At 49.8% G+C, this 18,013-nt stretch carries 6 protein-coding genes; all 6 read right to left on the reverse strand.

All coding sequences use genetic code 11. The annotated features are described in order from the left end of the window. Nucleotides 1–28: 28 nt before the first annotated feature. Nucleotides 29–421, reverse strand: a complete 393-nt coding sequence (locus PHQ97_05870; GenBank protein ID MDD4392260.1) for a DUF1992 domain-containing protein — start codon at nucleotides 419–421, stop codon at nucleotides 29–31. A gap of 540 nt (nucleotides 422–961) precedes the next feature. Continuing rightward, a complete protein-coding gene (locus PHQ97_05875; protein ID MDD4392261.1) occupies nucleotides 962–2,074 on the reverse strand; it encodes a tyrosine-type recombinase/integrase in 1,113 nt (370 codons plus the stop codon). Nucleotides 2,075–2,087: 13 nt separating this feature from the next. Next, nucleotides 2,088–3,230, reverse strand: a complete 1,143-nt coding sequence (locus PHQ97_05880; protein MDD4392262.1) for a hypothetical protein — start codon at nucleotides 3,228–3,230, stop codon at nucleotides 2,088–2,090. A gap of 251 nt (nucleotides 3,231–3,481) precedes the next feature. Continuing rightward, on the reverse strand, nucleotides 3,482–13,591 hold the full coding sequence (locus tag PHQ97_05885) for a JAB domain-containing protein (protein MDD4392263.1): 10,110 nt from the start codon (nucleotides 13,589–13,591) through the stop codon (nucleotides 3,482–3,484). Between the two features lie 262 nt (nucleotides 13,592–13,853). Then, entirely contained in the window at nucleotides 13,854–15,464 is a 1,611-nt protein-coding gene (locus PHQ97_05890; GenBank protein MDD4392264.1) for a helix-turn-helix domain-containing protein, read from the reverse strand. Beyond that, complete coding sequence (locus PHQ97_05895) at nucleotides 15,461–18,010, reverse strand: hypothetical protein (GenBank protein ID MDD4392265.1); 2,550 nt, start codon at nucleotides 18,008–18,010, stop codon at nucleotides 15,461–15,463. Before PHQ97_05895 ends, PHQ97_05890 begins: the two co-directional genes overlap by 4 nt. Between the last annotated feature and the right edge of the window lie 3 nt (nucleotides 18,011–18,013).

Here is an 18,013-nt window from a genome sequence, read left to right on the forward strand (position 1 = left end):
CAATCCATATGTTTAATTCTTTTACGACTTATTTCCCGCTGTTTCCGGCAGATGCCTCAACCCGATCAACCAGTTTGTGCAGATAATGCTGTGGCATATCAAAGGCCACCGTTCCTTTGCGAAACGAATTCAACTTCATAATAAGAAAGTTAAGTTTCTTTAGCATCTTATACTTCGCAGCGGTATCCGGCATTCCGACCAGCAAATCCTCGGTTTTTTTAATTTCTTTCTTCAACTCGATTTCCGGCGGTATAAAGTCCTCATTTTTCAGGATTTTATAGGCCAGCCGGAGCTCTTCGGGAATATGACGATCATCTTCAATTACAAGCGGCTTTCCCGCCCCATGAAGGTTATCGAACTTTCCATCCCGTTGCGCCTTTTGTATTCTCTGCTCAATTATTTTTTCGAAACCCTGCATCATGAAACGATCTCTGGAAAATGGTTATCCCCTCCAGCGTTTTAAAAAACAGTTCGATCAGACGCATACCCTTACCGAAAATGCATTTGAATATTTACAGGCGGCCATCTGTTTCAGTGTTTTTATTTTATTATACAATATCCATTATAGATTCAAGCAAATATACAATATCAGACCAATTTATTCCTTTTTACAGAAAACAGACCGATGTAACGTGGTTCAACAACCGGGACAGGGGAATCAGGAGCGGCCGTGTTTTTGAGAATAAAAAAAGCCCCTCATACAGATTGTCTGAGGGGCTTTATATGCGACTGGTGGCGATGCAGTCCATTAAACACATACTTCAAACAACTGATTTTAATAAATATTTACGAATTAAAAAATTAATATACCCCCAAAAACACCCCCAAAATTTAAAGTGCCCCCTGTCCGCGTCAGAAAAAAATGGTCGTCCGTTTGTCTTCGAACGGACCAAGTCAGAAGATGCTTTTCTGCAAATTCGGTGATCGGAAGGTTATTACACCAGACCTTTAGCAAGACACGTCACTTGCCCTGCATGTCAACACCAGAGGCACGCAATCTTTTAAACACTGCATCGGCTATTTCGTTGGCATCCGGTTGAATGGCCTGTTGTGGTGTCGCCAAACCGCGTATGATTTCCCCCTGGCGCTGGCACGCAACCTCGCCATAGCTCAGAAAAGTCGTCAAAACTTTTTCATGCCCGAGATTCTGACTCCACGCTTTGAACTGTTCGGGTGTCGTACAGACATCCTGGCCGAGTCGGACAAGGGTATTTCTGAAGCTATGCGGGTTGAAATACGGCAGGCCAGCTCGGACAAATGCTTCACGAAATATTGTACGAATAGGCGAGGCAGTGCTCCAATGATCCCGCGCCAGTCCTGCCGCTTCAAATTGATGAGCAGCCCCCAGCGCAATGCATGTTGCCGGAAATAGTGGATCATCATTGCCCCAAAGCTTCTCATCCCGTAGATATGACACCCACGATGACACAATCCCGCGCACTTCCTCGCCCACCGGGCAAACGAAGGTGTTGAAGGTGTTGCTGAATTTCGTCTTAACTTCCCGTGCATCCTGGTTGACGCTGTTCGAAATCAGATCGACATGTTTTAGCTTCATCGAGGCAATGGCGCTGTCCCTCGCACCAGTCAGCAGCGTAAATGCCACAAGGGCGCGGTTACGGCGTTCTATATCGGTATCGGCCGGCATTATATTAATGACATGTTTGATTTGTTCCAATGTCGGGACTTTTTGTTCCCGTTGCGCCGTAGCTACCCGCACGTCCTTGTCAGACAGATTGAAATACTCGGCATCGGAATACTGCAAACGCGACTTGTAGCCAGGTTGCCACACAAGCCACTGGAAAAATCGTTTGAGTTGCGTAAGTGTCGCATGCAAGGTCGCCTTACTCAGCTTCTCTCCGGATTGCTGACCTTTCTGTTCGGCAAGGTGCTTCTTGAACCCAATTGCCTGTTCAAAGTGAAATGCCTTGAAATCTCGATATCTGGTATAACCCTCAAATCGACTTAAAGCCTTCGCAGCCGCATCAACGGTTGGCTCACTGTGCCGCTTGGCTTCCTTCAAATAGGCGAAATACTTGCGTTTGATACGTTCATTATCTGCACTGTGTTTTTTCATGGTTTTATAGCCCCTATCTCAGGTCACTGTTCACGGTGGGTTTGGTGCTCTCAACTAATCGCCTACGCCTTTGACGATGCCTTCCTTGCGCTGTGCTCATACGATCCCGCCACACGGCCTCGTCAGCTCGTTTGGCGCGATTATATCCAGCACGGAAGGCAATCTCGTCTTCCGTGATCGAATCCACGGCTTCGATGGTGAATCCGTAATTTCCACGGGTGCGGATAAAGAGTTTGCCGTTTTGCTCGATGATTTTCCATGCTTTGGCGATTGGCATGGATTTTATGGCGGCTTTGGTTATTGCGGTGCGGGGGGTATGCTCTGGAGGGGTTAGTTCGTTTTCCCGAACTTCTCCCTGAAATATGCTGAAGAGATTTTGCTCCACTCTTTTCTCAGCTTCCGCAAGGATTCTATTTCTGAAGGCGTTAACATTCTTGAATTTGAGAATATATCTTCCCTCTGAGTTGGTGAGGGCTTCGATATTTCCGACGATGTTAAATTTTCTGAGGATTTTTTCAAGCTGGTTGACATTGAATTTTTTCCTTAAATGGGTAAGGGTTTGAAGGGTAATCGCAAGCAAGGTTGAGTCGTCCGCCTTGGCCGCCGCGTAATCTTCGTGCTGTGAAACCCTGCCGGCAGTTGTGTGGACGGCGATATTGGGAAAATTTTCAGACCACGGCTTTACGAATTTGACGGAAAATTTTATATCTCCACCAACTCCAGCCTCAAAATACGCCTTTTCTTTCTTCGTTCCGGTCTTGGGCGCTTTTGCTGAACCAGTCTCTGAACCAAACAGGTCTACCGGCTCTGCGAGTCCTTCGGCGGTTCCGGGATCAGACTCCCGTCCTCGATCATATCGGTTATCTCTTTCAGAAACCTGCGCTGATGTTCCCTGGATTTCCATTTCAGCGGCTTTTCTTGCTGCCTGTAGGAAACGGGTCGTGATGTCGTTTTTTTCGGCTGTTGACTTTGCATCCGACAACTCCTTTGCGTACTGGTTCAGTGCATCGCTGATCGGCCCCATATGGCCGGCCAGGCGGTTGATAATATCAGCAATTTTTCCAGCATTTTCTGATATCTTTTTATTTCTTTCTAAGGCTAATACATTTCCTTCTTGCTGTAAACGCTTTCCTTTTGCTGAGATAAACTCATCCAATCGGGACAGCCCGAGGCCCTGTTTTGCAATATCTCCTTTCACCGATATGCCATATTTCTGCTGAAGCCTTTCCTGAGTCATGCCGGATTTACAAAATATGACTGCCGCATCAACGGTTGGCTCACTATGCCGCTTGGCTTCCTTTAAATAGGCAAAATATTTACGCTTGATACGTTCATTATCTGCACTGTGCTTTTTCATGGTTTTATAGCCCCTATCTCAAGACACTGTTTACGGTGGGTTTGGTGCTCTCAACTATTTGCCGCAAGCCCTCCGCCTCGGGTCCAGTGCATTCTATTACCTTTGGAGTACTCACCATTGGCCTTGTCAGAAACTTCCTTTGAAAGTTCAAGCGCTTCGTCATGGCCCATCTGATCTTTTACAGAAAGATAGGTTCCTGCAATGGAAGCCGCCCGGTTGATTTGCTCAGTGACGGCGAACATGGACATGCCCAAATCAATGAGTTTATTATATCCCCTGCCGACTTTGCTGTGGAGTACGGTCAAGGCTTCCCGGTCATACTGCGCAACCAACCAGCCTTTTTTGTCGATGTCTTCAAACAGCCGCTTAATATCTGCGGGGAGCGTTTCTTTATCACCCCACCGATAGGTGCGATAAAACTTGATAGCCCGTGTGATGTTTGCAAATGATTTAGCAAAGGGCACATTAGCGATTCCGTGCATGGTTCCAACCAGAGCCGTTGGCAGCGCCGTTAAGTTCACCAAGGGAGCCGCCACTCTGCCGGCCAAGTATTTCAGTACAGCCGCGCCGGTCATAGTTCCAACGATCCGGTCAACCTGCTCCTGATTCCTTAACACGTCTTTCATGAACGTCAACAACTCATTATGAGCGTTTTTCTGCCGGGTTGGGTCAATCCTTCGTTCATTGCAAAGCTCTTTGTAATCGTTCCAATCTGCGCCCTCTCCGGCTCGTTCCTTGTATTCAGTCCAGCTTTCCCAAGTGCCGGTAAAATCCTTAATTAGGTTAATAGCCAGATCCCGCTTTGCCTCACCTGCCGCAATGCCCCGGATATATTGCCCGATAGATTGAATGGCATCAGTCTCATAACCGATAACGACATCTTTCCCGGTAGCTTCAGAACGCTGTATCATGTGACTTCGTGCGCCTCGGGCCTTGAAGATGTTTCCGATTTGAGTAGCTATTTCGGTCTGAAACTTCGCTACAAAGTCCGGGTTGATTGCCTCAACTTCGAAGATCCGTTGTGCGATTTTCTGCTCAATATCGCCTTTGGCATCCTCAAAGGTCCATTCACCGTATCCGATTTTACCGTTTCGGATATGCCTCTCGACATAGCGGAACTTGCCCCCGAACTCCTGAAAAATATCAAGATACCGCTCCCGGTAAGCAGATTCGCCGGTTAAAATATAATCTCTCGAATCTTCCTTATCCACCCACTTCCCTTGAAGGCCCATATCCCGCAATGTTGATATGGCATCCACGCCCACACCCTCAAGACCCTTGCTAATCATTTCAAAGAATCCCAACCGCTGTCCGATCAAATCAAAAATGGATTCAGGCATGGACTCGGATTTCTTCCATGTAACCTTGTACCCTTTAGCTTCAAGCTGACGGGTTTTAATCTGCATCGGTGCGGGAAGATTTATCATTCTGTTGCCGATTTTCACGCCTGCCGGTATGTCAAAATGATGTCGTTCAGTGTTTGCCCCTTTCTTGGTAGCCGTCAAAACGTAGGCCCCTGATTTTCTGACCCTGGGGAAGTAATGCCCCCTTAAATCGCCCATCTGAGCCAGTGCCACGGAAAAGCCGACTCGTTTCTGGCCGGTGGTTTTATCCTCCTCAATGACTGCCGGCATATCCAGAACCGAATCCCACGCCTCGGCTTCAGAATCGAAACTGCCGCCCTGGAGCTGTCCGTTCATCGTGTTGTAAACCACCCATTTACCATTGACGCCTTTTTTAACGCCCAGGTGTTTTTCTGCAAGTTCCTCTTTGGCTCTGGCGATCAGATCCCGCATGGGTTTCATCAGGGTTTCAAAGCCGCGGTCAAGAATAGTGTTCTTCCCGGCATGGACTTTAATAGCATCCTCTGAATAGCCTTCCTCTCGAAGGTCTTCAAGCTCTTTGCCGCGGCGGAAGGAGTGGGCTTCTTCTTCAGAGTCAAACTCGGCTACCTGTTTTTTATTCTTGCCAAACACGCGCCATTTGCCGTCAGAGTACCGCATTCCGTACCCGTTACCGTTCATATCATCGTCCACCCAACGCTGATTGAGCTTTTTAAACTCTTTAGGATTGGCCTTGGCAAGGGCTTCCATATCTCCATAGTATGAACCGCCCTGCCCGTCAGCAAACATCTCATCAGTTTTAAGGTAAAAATCATCCTTGGAGCCGACAGTGTGCTTATACATCCGGCCGCCCGCCTCAATCTTGTCAAAGTGATGAAGCGGGGGAGAGAAAATCTTTGAAGCTGCTGAAAAGTCTGTTTTGCCCTCTTGGTATCGGTCTGCGGTATCGGTGAATATGCCTTTTACCATATCCCACCATCCAATTTTATCCTCCCCCATCCGCTCTTTTTCCAGCGCCCGGACTGAATACTGAACCGGGTCCATCGCCCGATACTTGGCAAGGTCTTTGTCTGAATCGGCCACGGAGGTTAGAATCTTGATTTCTTCAGGTCGAAGCAGGCCGTCAAAGGCACCCTCTTGAACGTCACGCTTGAGGTATCGCATCCCGCCGTTGTCGATATGACCTTGTACGATCTGGATTACCCGGCTTGATGGGTGTTTGGCTTTCAGGTCGGATAGCAGGCTTAGGGCTGGGGTTATGTTTCTTGTTGAGTATTGGATATGCTCCTCAACAGTAACCGCATTTTCGTCAAACACCACATAATTGTGCTTGTCTGATTTCATGCCGGAAAGGGAGCCTACTGGGTAGCGGATTCCGTCTATGCCTGCTCTTAGCAGGAGCAATGACGCTTGCTTCTCGGCCTCAGTTTCAGACGTTTCCCCGTCCATAAAAAGCCCCGTAATTTTATGATAAATCGCCCTCCCGGTGTTAAAACTTTTAGACGTCCATACCCCGTGCATTTCAGGCGGTAGATCGGCTTTCTGCAACTCGCTTTTTACGGCGTCTATTTTATCAGCAGGAAACGGCTTATCCCAATCCAAAAAAGTATATTCACTCTCCTGCTTGCCTTTGTTGATGGTGACTTTGTAGAGGTTACGGGCGCCAGGAAGCGCCTCTATTTCATCTGCCATTTTATTTATCTCGGCATTACTTAACGCCTGCCTTGCAGCTGTGCTCCTATAGGCTATATGCTTTCGGGGTATGCCGTCTTTAAAAACACTGGCTATTTGAGCCACATCGCTTGTTGTTGCACCCGGTATATATTTTCGGACAATAGCTTTAAGCTCCTTATTATCAAAATAATATTTGTTCCCACCAAGCGTATCCGCATACCCACGAGCAACAGCTTCGGACTCCGTATAATATAATCCCCATCCGAAAGCCTGATTGCCCTCACCTTCTCCAATATGATTGGTAGAGAACTTGCCCTCTTTGGATTTGGTTATATCGTTTGGGCTTCCATGCCAGCCGGAGACTTGATATGCCACAGCAGTACCGCCCACAGCTACACCGCCCTTGGAATCCATGATCCGTCCAGATTCAATATCTCGAATCACCCCGCGCGAAGTCCTCTTGAACAGATTAACAAACCCGTCAATAATATCAGCGATCCGCCGCATGATGTTTCGGATTACACCCGGCTGCCCACGGTCATACAATGCCGATGCAACAAACCGCGCCCGGTCTTCTTCACCGCCGATATTCGTTTCTGATTCGGGTTTGAATTTGCCTTGCTTGGTCAGGGCTTTAATGCGCTGTTCCAACGCTTTTACGTCGAACGGGGATAAAATACCGGACTTCTCAAGAAAATGGGTAAATTCATGGCCCACTGTCCATTTGTCGCCTACTCCCTTTACAATGCTTATGCTTCTATTGTCGTGTTGATAAGCGCCTTCTATGACCTCATCGGCTCGTTTGGCGCGTCCGTAACCGGCACGAAAGGCGATTTTGTTTTCTGTTACTGAATCCACGGCCTCGATGGTGAAACCGTAGCCTTTTCGGGTTTGGATGTAGAGCTTGCCGTCTTTCTCGGTGATCTTCCATGTTTTGGCTATTGGCATGGATTTTATGGCTGCTTTGGTTATTGCGGCGGTCAGTTGAGTTGACATTGAGGTGCCGTCAGATTTAAATTTGATGATGGCGTCTTGTTTTGAGATACCTTGAGACGAATACGGGGCGGTTTGCTTTCGTTGCTCTGCGGTTAAACCCATCCTTGCAGATGTGTCTCTTGATTCTATTTCTCCGGCAAGATGCTTGTAATGCTTCATTCTACCATGCTCTGAATCAACTATTTTTTCAGCATGCTTTCTTACTTCGCTGTCTGAATATTCTTTATTGCCTGGATTTTTTCTTAGCCTTTTAAAAGTCTCTTGGATATAATCTGCCCGCTCCGTGCCTTGATACGCTTCCTCTGGGCTCCCCCCAGAAGCAAACCCTTCATAACCCTGAATGGCGTGCTGGATTTCATGGAGCAGTACCGCTTCTGCATTTTCGTAATAATGTAGATCTGTATTTAACCATATTATTCCGTTGCCCTTTTCATTCCATTCGCCAGACCTGTCCGTCATCTGCCGATCCGAAACACCGACATCAGATAAGAACGGATATGCCTTAAAAAGCTCCTTATGCTCTAAAATATCCGGCAGCTTCAAGGGGCGGTCAAGCTTCTGACGTTTAGCCTCAAGCCCTACGCCAATAGCATACCCACCATGCGGTTTAATTCCAAAATCTATCTTCATTTTAGAATCATCTATTTCGTACCGCCAAAAATCATCCATACCCAAAAACCATCCGGTCTCCTGCCGGATAGCCTCCATATCCTCCCCGGCCTGTTCCATCTCAACAGCCTGGGCAAGGGCGGATTTATCAGCGGTTTTGGATTTTTGGCCTACATAGGAATAAAGAATATCCTCAGACAGCAATCCGTCAAAATTCGCGTTACGCTCTCTGCCGATAAAGTCTATCCTGCCGCTGTCCTGAAATGAGATCCCTTGCTCAACAATATCAAGAGGGTTGATCCCCATTACCCTTAAATCTGCAATAAGATTTTCAACATACGCGCCTCTATCGGTTGAGGTTAACGGCTTGTCGGATTTTAAAATATATGTATGGGCGTTGGCTTTTTCTAACGCTGCGATGATATCCCCGGTTGCAGTTTTTTTGGATTCCCCGGCAGGCCACGGCATAAAACCCACCTCGTGAAGCTGTGAGTCTAAAAACAAAATCCCGTCTTTAGCCTCATGCTTCTGAAATGCGGCGGTGGCTTTATCGGGGTTGTTTATAGATATATTGTTTTTCTTGCTGACCAAAAACCGTTCTTTAACCGGGAGCTTTACGGTACGAGCGTTTGGAGGGATGGCCTCATCTGAGTTGTTCATCCATGACGTGATGTCTCTGTATTTTTGCCCAGCAATAACAAGTGCCTCAAGCTCGATATCCCGCGTCTTTAAGATATGCCCGATTTTATCCACCATAGACACATCTTCGTTACTCGGCTTCGGATTTTCTGACGGATGGTTATGGACAAAATAAGTCTTGCTTGCCCCTGGCACATTCAAAACATGTCCAGCAAGTTCAATCGGACTGATCTGTGAACTATTTCTCAGCCCCTTTGAATATCTATGGATTTCAAGGATGGTTCCGTTTTTATCTGTGGTGACGGTAAAAACGTGTTCTTGTGCGGATTTACGGATGTGAGCTAAGAGAGAGGCGACTTCGGCGGCGTTTTTTGCCACAAGGCTGTTATGTCCGATGTATCCGGTAGTAGCCATTCGGGTTCTGCCGGGAGCCTGTAAATTACGGGGAACCGGAGCAGGCTTGAACACTGGCTTCCGTTTTTCAAAGAAGGCCGGGAACAATTCCGGTTGGATCGCTTCTGCCGGTTCGACAAATAAACTACGTTGCTTTTGGCGGAGAGGCTGTTTCCCTCCCCGCCTGGCACTGGCTTGTTTTGGTTTTTGCTGTTTTCCACTCTCATCTCCGAATAAATTCTGCTGGCCCGGGGCAGTATTCCCGAACAGGTCTATTGGTTCGGCAAGTCCTTCGGGGGTTCCGGAATCAAACTCCCGTCCTCTATCATATCGGTTATTTCCTTCAGAAACTCGTCCTGTTCTTCCTCCGATTTCCATCTCGGCGGCGCCTCTGACCGCTTCGAGGAATCTGGATTTGACGGCGTTTTTTTCTGAGATTGATTTTGCATCTGACAACTCCTTTGCGTGCTGGTTCAGCGCATCGCTTACCGGCCCTTTGTGCCCGGACAGTCGGTTTATAATGTCGGCAGTTTTCCCGGCGTTTTCTGATATTTGTTTATTTTTTTTTAAGTTTAGCCTATTTCCCGCCTGTTGTAAACGCTTTCCTTTTGAGGAATCGCCAGCCACGCCAAACAATCGCTTATCTGCTGACAGGGTTTTAATTGCATAGTCCCTGAGTTCGGCACGTTCCATAAGCAGTGGCCTTGTTTTTATCACATCGCCAAACAATGAAGCCTGCACCTCTGCCTTTGTTTCAACTCCCGCCACATCGTTAATCAACTGCTCAATAAGACTTGTGCTGATATTCTTTCGACGCTTGGATTCCTTTTCAAGTAGTTGAACCAATGCCTTTTGTGCCTCGTGATCCGGCAACTTCTCCCCGATAATAACTCCCCAGGCGCGGGGCAAATCTCCAACTTCAACCTTTTTAAAGATAGACTCGTCCAGCTGAGACAGGCCCATTCCCTGCTTTGCAATCTCACCCTTAACTGATACGCCATATTTTTGTTGAAGTTTTTCCGGAGTCATATCGGATTTACGGAATACAACCGCCGCATCCTCTGGACTTCCCTGCCCTTCAGCGATGTTAATCAGTGCGCCCTTGAGCTTTGCCTGTTCTGCCGTTTTCGCATCCAAATATCTGACAACAAGCTCCGGGTATCCAGCTCTTGAGGCCAATTCATACCGATGATGCCCGTTTACAACATAGGTTTTACCGTCAGCAGGATCTTTCCACACCGATATAATCCCGCCCAACTCAGGATTATATTTTTTCACTTCCCGCAATTTAGACCCGGCCCCACCCTGACCCATATACCGTTTATATTGGAACCGTTCCGGATCGACGCTTAATGATTCGGTCGGGAGAGTTGTTATCTTGCCAGGTTTAGCTGAAGGCGTCTCAGCCGTCTCCGTTTTGGCTGAAACAGGTCTGTAAATATATTCTTCTCCCAATGGTTCTGTTCTATCGTCAAGAACATCAGACATTTTTACTTTTAGGGATATTACTTTTCCGCCACCATAATCTTTGGCAAGCTGCAAATTTGTAGTAACATAATCACCAGCATTTATACTCTTTTGTGTTTTTGGAGCGCCCCTATAAATCGTTATCATTTCATCTGGAGATTTTCCCGACGTTTTATCAAGCGTCGTAATATTATCTCCAAGCTTAGCGGTCATTCTTACCTGTGGAGTATACCCCTCAAAAATACCTCCAGTGGGATTTAGGGAGTTGAGCATTGGTTGTTGGTCAATTTTCTTGGCCTGTCTATCGTCGCTTGGCTGATCGGATTTGAGCTGATTCTCAGCTTCCAGAAGCTCTTGTTTCAACACCTTCAAATTATCTATCAGCTTGCCTGCATTTGCATTCGCGGTTGTCGTTTTGGCTCTTGTCCCGCCGCTGAGAGGGGCTTTTCTATTTTCGTTTATCTTATCAATTCGTTTTTGCAGTGCAGCTATATCTTTTTGTATTTCTTTTACGCGCCGAACAGGGGCATATTTTTTTGCTGCCTCATCAAGACTTTCGTCTTCAAACCGTTTGGCCCATTCCTTCCTAAGCAAAGATTTTCTTTCGCCTCTGCTGCTAAACTCCTCGCTCGATAAACCGCCGCCAAGAAATGCCTCATTATGGGCCATGGCCTCTTGAAGGATCTCCTCTCGCGTCATCTCCCAAGGGTCGGAACTTTTCTCCGGTGCTTTTGTGGCTGGTTCGGTTTTCGGAGTAATTTCAGCCTCTACAGCATTTTCCACCCGACCTACCACCTTACCCGCCCCCTGATCGTCCAATGTAGAGCCTCTCAGAGAGTCGGCCTGTAAAGCCTTGGTATCAGCGGGTTTAGAGCCTTCAGGTTGGTAGGTGACAGTGTTTTTGTCTACCGAAACGATTTTGCCCTCTGCGGTGAGGGTTGAAACAAGTCTGGTAAAATCCTCTTTCGGAATAAACGCCTTTGCATGAAGTTTTTTTAGATCGACTTTGCCCTCTTTGGTCTGAAGGGCGGAAATGGCCTTGGTGAATCTTTCCTCTACTGAGGGTTTGGTTTTGACCTTCGCCAGTGCCTTTTGGATTTTGAGCTTTTGGCTACCGGGTGACGATGGATTTTCAACGATCAGGCCTTTTACGGACTGGATTTGTTCATCTGAAAGGGTGCCTACGAATGTGTTGTAGTCTGCCTCGGCTTTTTGTTTTTTGGTTTGAGTGGGTTCTGCTTTTACTGGTTGTTGGGTTTGTGCCGGTTCTTCCAGTGGCATTTCAACCACTGAAGGCCGGGCCTCGTCAATCAATGGATCATATGGGGCTTGGGGTGCTGAAGGGGACATCGGGATAGTGGCCCCTTGGTTTGGTGCGGTTTGCAGGGTGTTTAATAGGCCGGGTTGAGCTTGGCCTATCGTTGACATCTCTACAGTGGGCATCTCCCAAGAGCCGGCCCTTTTAAGCGGGTTTAGGATATCTTGAGCAAATCCACGGTTTTGTTCTTCGTGCGGCGTCTGACTGCCCGGAGCCCGGAGAAAATCCGCCTCTGCTTGTTCCGCCGCTTTGATAATCTGTTCAAGCTCTGCGGTTTCCTGTTCGGTCAGTTGCGTGTTACGATACGGAATCTTGGCAATATTCAACCGTCTTGCCGCATCAATGGCCGTAAGCTTAATATCTCGAAGTTTTTCAACGGTCATCCGGTCTTCTGAGCGTCGGTCTCTGTATCCGGCTTGTTCCTCTTCGAGATCTATCTTAGCCCTGGCGTCCTGAATAAAGGCGGGAGTTGGCATCTGCGCCAGACGATCAACTTCGCCATGAAATGCTGTGGGACGTTGGGGCATAGCTTTGAATGCTGTGGGACGTTGGGGCATAGCTTTGTTTTGCTGGCCTTCAATCTCGGGATAGCCAAATTGCCCCGGTGCGTTTGGCATATTTGGCTCAAGGCCGAGTTCACCGCTGGCTTGACCATATTCGGCTATCTCGCTTCTTGGACGGATACCGGCGTCCTCGTTGGCTATTTTCCGGGCAATGGCATTTAAAGAAAATAGTTTACCTGTTGGGCTGGAGGCCGTTGAACCAGACGGACGTAGCGGAACGGGTTCGGTTGCGGGTTGCACTGGATCTATTTTAGGTTCTGCCGTTTGCCGGGAAGAAGTAAGCCCTTGTGCCACACCACCAAAGCCGCCGCCCACGCCACCGGCTGCCGCATTCTCAAGAACCTCCCACATATTCTTTTCTGTGAAAAGCTTCTCGTCGGTATTGGCAACGGTATTCAGGATGGACATAAGGCCCTGGCCAGCTTCCTGGCCCATTTCAGCAGGCATGCTTGTAGCGATCTCTTTTGCGGTACGTTTGAGCAGATTCCCGTTTTTGGAGCTGATAGCCCGCATGATCTTGCCGCCTGCACCGGGGATCACCTTATCCAGCCAGCCGATATTACCGCCAAGATATTCAAGGGCGGTTGAAACTGTTCCTGTAGCCAGAGAGGAGAATGGGGCATCTACGCCATGTTCATCCATGAGCTGACCATAATTCCCGCCTGCCTCCATCGGGAGAACTGCCGCACCCATGCCGACCTGCCCGCCGAAACGCTTGATAACACCCTTGGTTACTTCGTCTCTGAGCTGTTTCTTGGCTTCAGCTTTGCCAACTTCACTGACCAGCTTTTTACCGGCTTCGGTAGCAATTCCTTTTTCAAGGGTTTTCTCGATGCTCTTTTTTAAAACGGATTCGGTCAAATATTTCTGGCTGCCTTTGGCAATACCTTTTTTTAAGGCTATCCCTGCAAGGCCCGTTCCGGTTGCTACGCCAACTGCCGCCTCCACCATTGAGGGAACCAGAGAGCCGCCGGTTTCAGTTAACCATGTGCCAAACTTGCCGAGAGTAAAATCATCAGCCAGATCCTTAAAGGAAACAGTAGCCGCGTTTTCCTGCGCCTCGGCCATGTTCCTTTGATAGCCCTTCATCCCCCAATCACGAAGGCCCGCGCCAACTCCTATAGTCTTCTCTGCTGCTGAACCTAAGAGCCCTAACATGCCGTACCCGGTTCCCTGCAACTCATCTAATCCGCGCACAGCGGAACCACCAAAACCCGGGGACTCTCTCGGGGGTGCTGTTGCCTTTGCGTCTTCCTGATAATCGGTCTGAGCAAGAAACCCCTCAAAACTGATTCCCCGCTGCCCGATACTTGGATTATTCCGGTAGATCTCCTGCGCCAGAGTGTTAGTATCCATATCGGCAAACTGCGGATTTGCGGCCCTGAACTGAGCGAATGAAAACGCCATTAATTACTCCTCTTTAAAGTTTAACCCCGAACTCTTTTTCTGTCATCGCCCGCGCCTTAACCCTGTCCATGCCGGATTTCTGCCTTGCCTTGAGCCGCTCTCTGGCCGCTGCCACCTTGTCCCAAATCCCCATCTCCTGCATGACATACTCCAGATTTTCCTCATAAGAATAAGGCTTTCGAGTTTCCGGGTTTATTCGCTTTCCGGTCATGTCTTTAGCTTTTACCGCCGCGTCCTGCTGCTGAGTTTCGACAGTAGGTTCAGTCTTCAAGTTTGACAGTGCGCCGGTTTTAGCCGGGGTTTGCGTCTGCTCTGGCGTGACTGTCAGGCTGTCGAGTTGGTTTTTATCCAATATAAGGGCCGGGTCGGTTTTTGTGGCTGCCTCGTTTGCGGCTGCACTATCGGCCGGTTGCGCGTCCTGCCCCTTATAGCTACCGATGGTATACCCCCGGCCCCACTTATCCTTGAAGAACAAATTTGATTCGGTTTTTTGTGCATCACTTGGATAAATATTAAACCCGCTGCTGTTTAAAATAGCTTTAAACTTCGGATCAATAACCCCGTCTTTATCCGACGGGATTATGGTTGTTCCAAATTCATCCAGCGGAAAGCCTGCTGCTGTGAGCTTTGCCTCGAGGTCTTTTCTGGCGTTGGTCTCTGTGAGCTTTTTTTCTGCTGCGGTAGGGGTATTGGCTGTACCGCCATTCTGAGACTTGGCAATCAATGAATCATAATAGGCAATTTTCTTTTTATGTTCGGCAATGTCCCGGTCGATTTTTGCCTGTTCAGCCTTGGTCAAAATACCTTTTGCCTCGCGCTCTGCCGCAATCTGGTTGAGCTTCACTGTCTCCTGCTGAAGCTTTGCATTTTCCATCCGTAAGGCATTCAAAGCTTGATCAGATTCAAACGTCCGTGCCTTTTGGGTAGCGTCAAGTTTATCCAGCGCCCCTTTATCCTTCCAAGTTTTAAACTCACGGATCAGGGGGACCAGCTTCATCATCACATTGTTATCGTATCCGTTGGCCTGCGCGAACTGCTGTAAACCTTCAGGGGTAAAATTATTGCTCTGATACAATTTATAAGCTGCCTCTGAGAGTTGTTTTTTCTCCTGAATACCACGGTTCTCTTTTGCCTGCGCCCCGACTTGCCCGATGGTGGACTGAAGGTCCTGAACGTCCTGCCTCGGGCTACTGACTATGTGTTGTATTGCTTGCGGAAACGTGATGTCCATTTTTCCCCGGACTTGCCAGATTTTGGCCAGACTGACACGCCGGTTCATGATGGAATTGCAGTCCGGACAAATCGCTATCAGATTGCCAAACTTCTCGGTAATGGGTGAATATTCTGCCATGTCGCCCGCAGGAAATTTCGGAGCGCGACATCGAACGCAATAGATTTCCCCCGGCCTGCAGGGTTGCTTATTTTTTACCCGGCGAGCCTGAAGAAATGCCGCCAGCTCATGACCGAGAATCAGCATGGGGCGTTTGTCATCGCTGGTTGCAAGTCCGGTCTTGACCCATCGGCGGACGGTATTTTTATGAATACCGAATAAATTAGCGATTTCTTCTACCGTGTAGCTGCGGTGAATTTTAACAAGGCGGTGGTTGGGATGGCGTTTTCTCATCGTTTACCTCCCCGAACTCCGTTGACACTTTTCCCGTTCGACAGAATGGAAACCGATGAAACCGGCAAAACCGATTCCACAACCTCCACCTGCCATGCCTCCGCCGAACGGTTACCGCTGGCGCGGACAAAACGCCGGCCTTCGACAATGCGGCCAGAGTGTCGCCTGATCCACCACCCCAACTTCCGGCGGTTCATTTCACCCCGCTCGTCGGCAATGTCGCGAAGAACCTCACGCAAATCAACATGCTCATCATAGGATTCCAACGCCTGCTTCACGGCGTCTCGCACCATGGCCGGTGTCTTACCGAATACCGATTGCCAGGCCGTCAGCAGGCGTCCTAACGTCTCCCGATCCGGGTCATCTGACATTGCCTCAAACACAGATACGGTCGGGTCGGCGCAGTTAAGCCACAAAAGCGGCTGCCGGCAAAGGTCCGACCAGTCGCCATACCCCGCAAGCGACTTGCAGATGGTCTTCGGCCTGCCAGCGACGATCCATGCGCGCACAATGGTCAAGGCTGCCGAAACATAGCGCCCTCGTTCCCGCAATACTTCGCGCACCAGATCAGGTCGCGTGAAACTTCGGGCCGCCGGTGTCTCGCAGCCAGGATTAAGGAGGATTGATATACAGCGCCGTGTCATATCCTGAACCGGTCCGACGTTATTGCCGCTGGAAAGAAACAAAGTGCGCGTACTGACGGTGGCGGTCTTGGAAACACCCAGAATGCGGCCGCTCATGAACTCCGAAGTCAGCACCGTACACAGGCTCTTGTGTGCCAGCAGATCGCCGGTAAGATTGTCGAACTCGACCACGGCCGGCGACAGCATCAGCCCGGCGAGCAGCATCTTTCTGCACTCCTCGTCGTCAGCCGGAAAGGTGGATGGAGTACTGCGCTGTGGGGTTGCAAAGGCCGCAATCAATTCACATAAGTAGGACTTGCCGGAGCCGACCATGTGCGCCCGGACATGGAACATCGGCGCATGGGCGAGGCTGGGCCGGATGGTGGCGGAAAGCATCGCCACCAGGGAGGCCGCCAGATCAGATTCACTGGCGAAACTGAACTCCACGAGCAAATCTTTCAATAGCGTCAGTGCCGCTTTGGCCTGTGAACGAGTCGGGGTCTCAGGGACACAGAACGCCCGCGCATCGAAAACACCGAACATGCCGGTAGCCGGATCATAACCCGCCGCTGTCATCAAGCTGCCATCGGGTCGCAAATACGGCTGACGCGCCAGGCCGTTTAATACCGGCAAATGCGGATAGCTGGCCGAATCGAACAGCACGGAGGTATGACGGGCTGGAGGGTCGCTACGCACCCAATCCTTGCTACGGCCATCAAAGCGTTCCCAGGTCACAGCACCCGACAACGCCCGCACCAAGGCCGGTTGGCTGATGTTATCCACACGGGTTTCGCGGGTGCCGGGGTCTGTCACCACGATCACAATCAGCCCGCCGCGCTGGTAGTGTCTGCCCGAGTGTGCCAGTTCTCGCTCGGCCGCATCCACCACACGATTCATTTCCCCCGCCATGACGCGAATAGTCGGCTTCATACGCGCCGCACTGGCCTCGATGTCGAGCACCCTCAATAAATCGCGGATATGCCGGTCGACACAGTGGCCGTGTTGACACTTGAAGCCACCGACAGGCCAGCGGTCGTCTGGCTCGAAGTAGGCCGTGCCACCGTCCGTTTGCCCCGTGTGCTCTTTTACCCAGGGACAGGTGATGTCGTGTTTACCCTCACCCAAAGGCACCTTATAAAGGCCACGGTTGCGCAGTGCGACCAGGACCGCATTTTCGTCCGGGCGCGGAATCCACACAGGATCGCCATCGGCCGGGCGCTCCTGCGCCGGACACATTCCCTGCCGCCTGGATCGCTCCGCCCGCGCCATTTCGAGTTGAAGGCCATCCACCAGATCCTCAACCGAATAACGTAACTCGGGAGACCACGCCAGCATTCGGCATGCAAACGGCGGTGTATGTTTGCCGTTAGCCGCCACCGGCAGCCTTGCCAGCCGTGCCCTTGGCCCATTGGCACCAGGATCGCACAAGCCGGCAGCGATAATGGCATTCATCAGGCGGTCCGCAATAAGTCCGTCGGTGAGGGGTTCACGAAGCAGATACCCAGCCTGACAGTTCCCCGAAGATGTTTCCAACAACCATGACGGCCGCAAAGTCAGTCGCTCCATGGAAACCTTACTGCCCACATCATCAAGCATCACCGCATGGAGGGCATGAAAGCGAGTCTTCAGCCGTCGATATTGCCCAGACTCGTCAGACTTGAATACCGCCAGGCTGAAATAATTATTGGCGTCCGCCCGCAGGGCGGCTGTCATGTCGGCACTGCCCTGCCACGGTCTGCCGGACCATTTCTTTCCGGGTACGCTTGCGGGGTTGCCCGTGAAGCTGACCACCAACGGCCTCGCCGCTTCAAGATCTTCACCAAAAACTGCCAGCAGAAATTCACCATTGCCGACAAGGTAGGTTTCATCGGTTATGTCGGTTTTCACCGCACCGTGCGGAAAAACTGTCTCAGACACGTTCATTGC

The organism is Desulfobacterales bacterium (assembly GCA_028704555.1).
Lineage (GTDB): Bacteria > Desulfobacterota > Desulfobacteria > Desulfobacterales > JAQWFD01 > JAQWFD01.

Excerpts from the sequence above, each read along its gene's own strand:
- PHQ97_05870 (MDD4392260.1), bottom strand. The coding sequence starts at position 421 with ATGATGCAGGGTTTCGAAAAAATAATTGAGCAGAGAATACAAAAGGCG.
- PHQ97_05875 (MDD4392261.1), bottom strand. The coding sequence starts at position 2,074 with ATGAAAAAACACAGTGCAGATAATGAACGTATCAAACGCAAGTATTTC.
- PHQ97_05885 (MDD4392263.1), bottom strand. The coding sequence starts at position 13,591 with ATGTTAGGGCTCTTAGGTTCAGCAGCAGAGAAGACTATAGGAGTTGGC.
- PHQ97_05890 (MDD4392264.1), bottom strand. The coding sequence starts at position 15,464 with ATGAGAAAACGCCATCCCAACCACCGCCTTGTTAAAATTCACCGCAGC.
- PHQ97_05895 (MDD4392265.1), bottom strand. The coding sequence starts at position 18,010 with ATGAACGTGTCTGAGACAGTTTTTCCGCACGGTGCGGTGAAAACCGAC.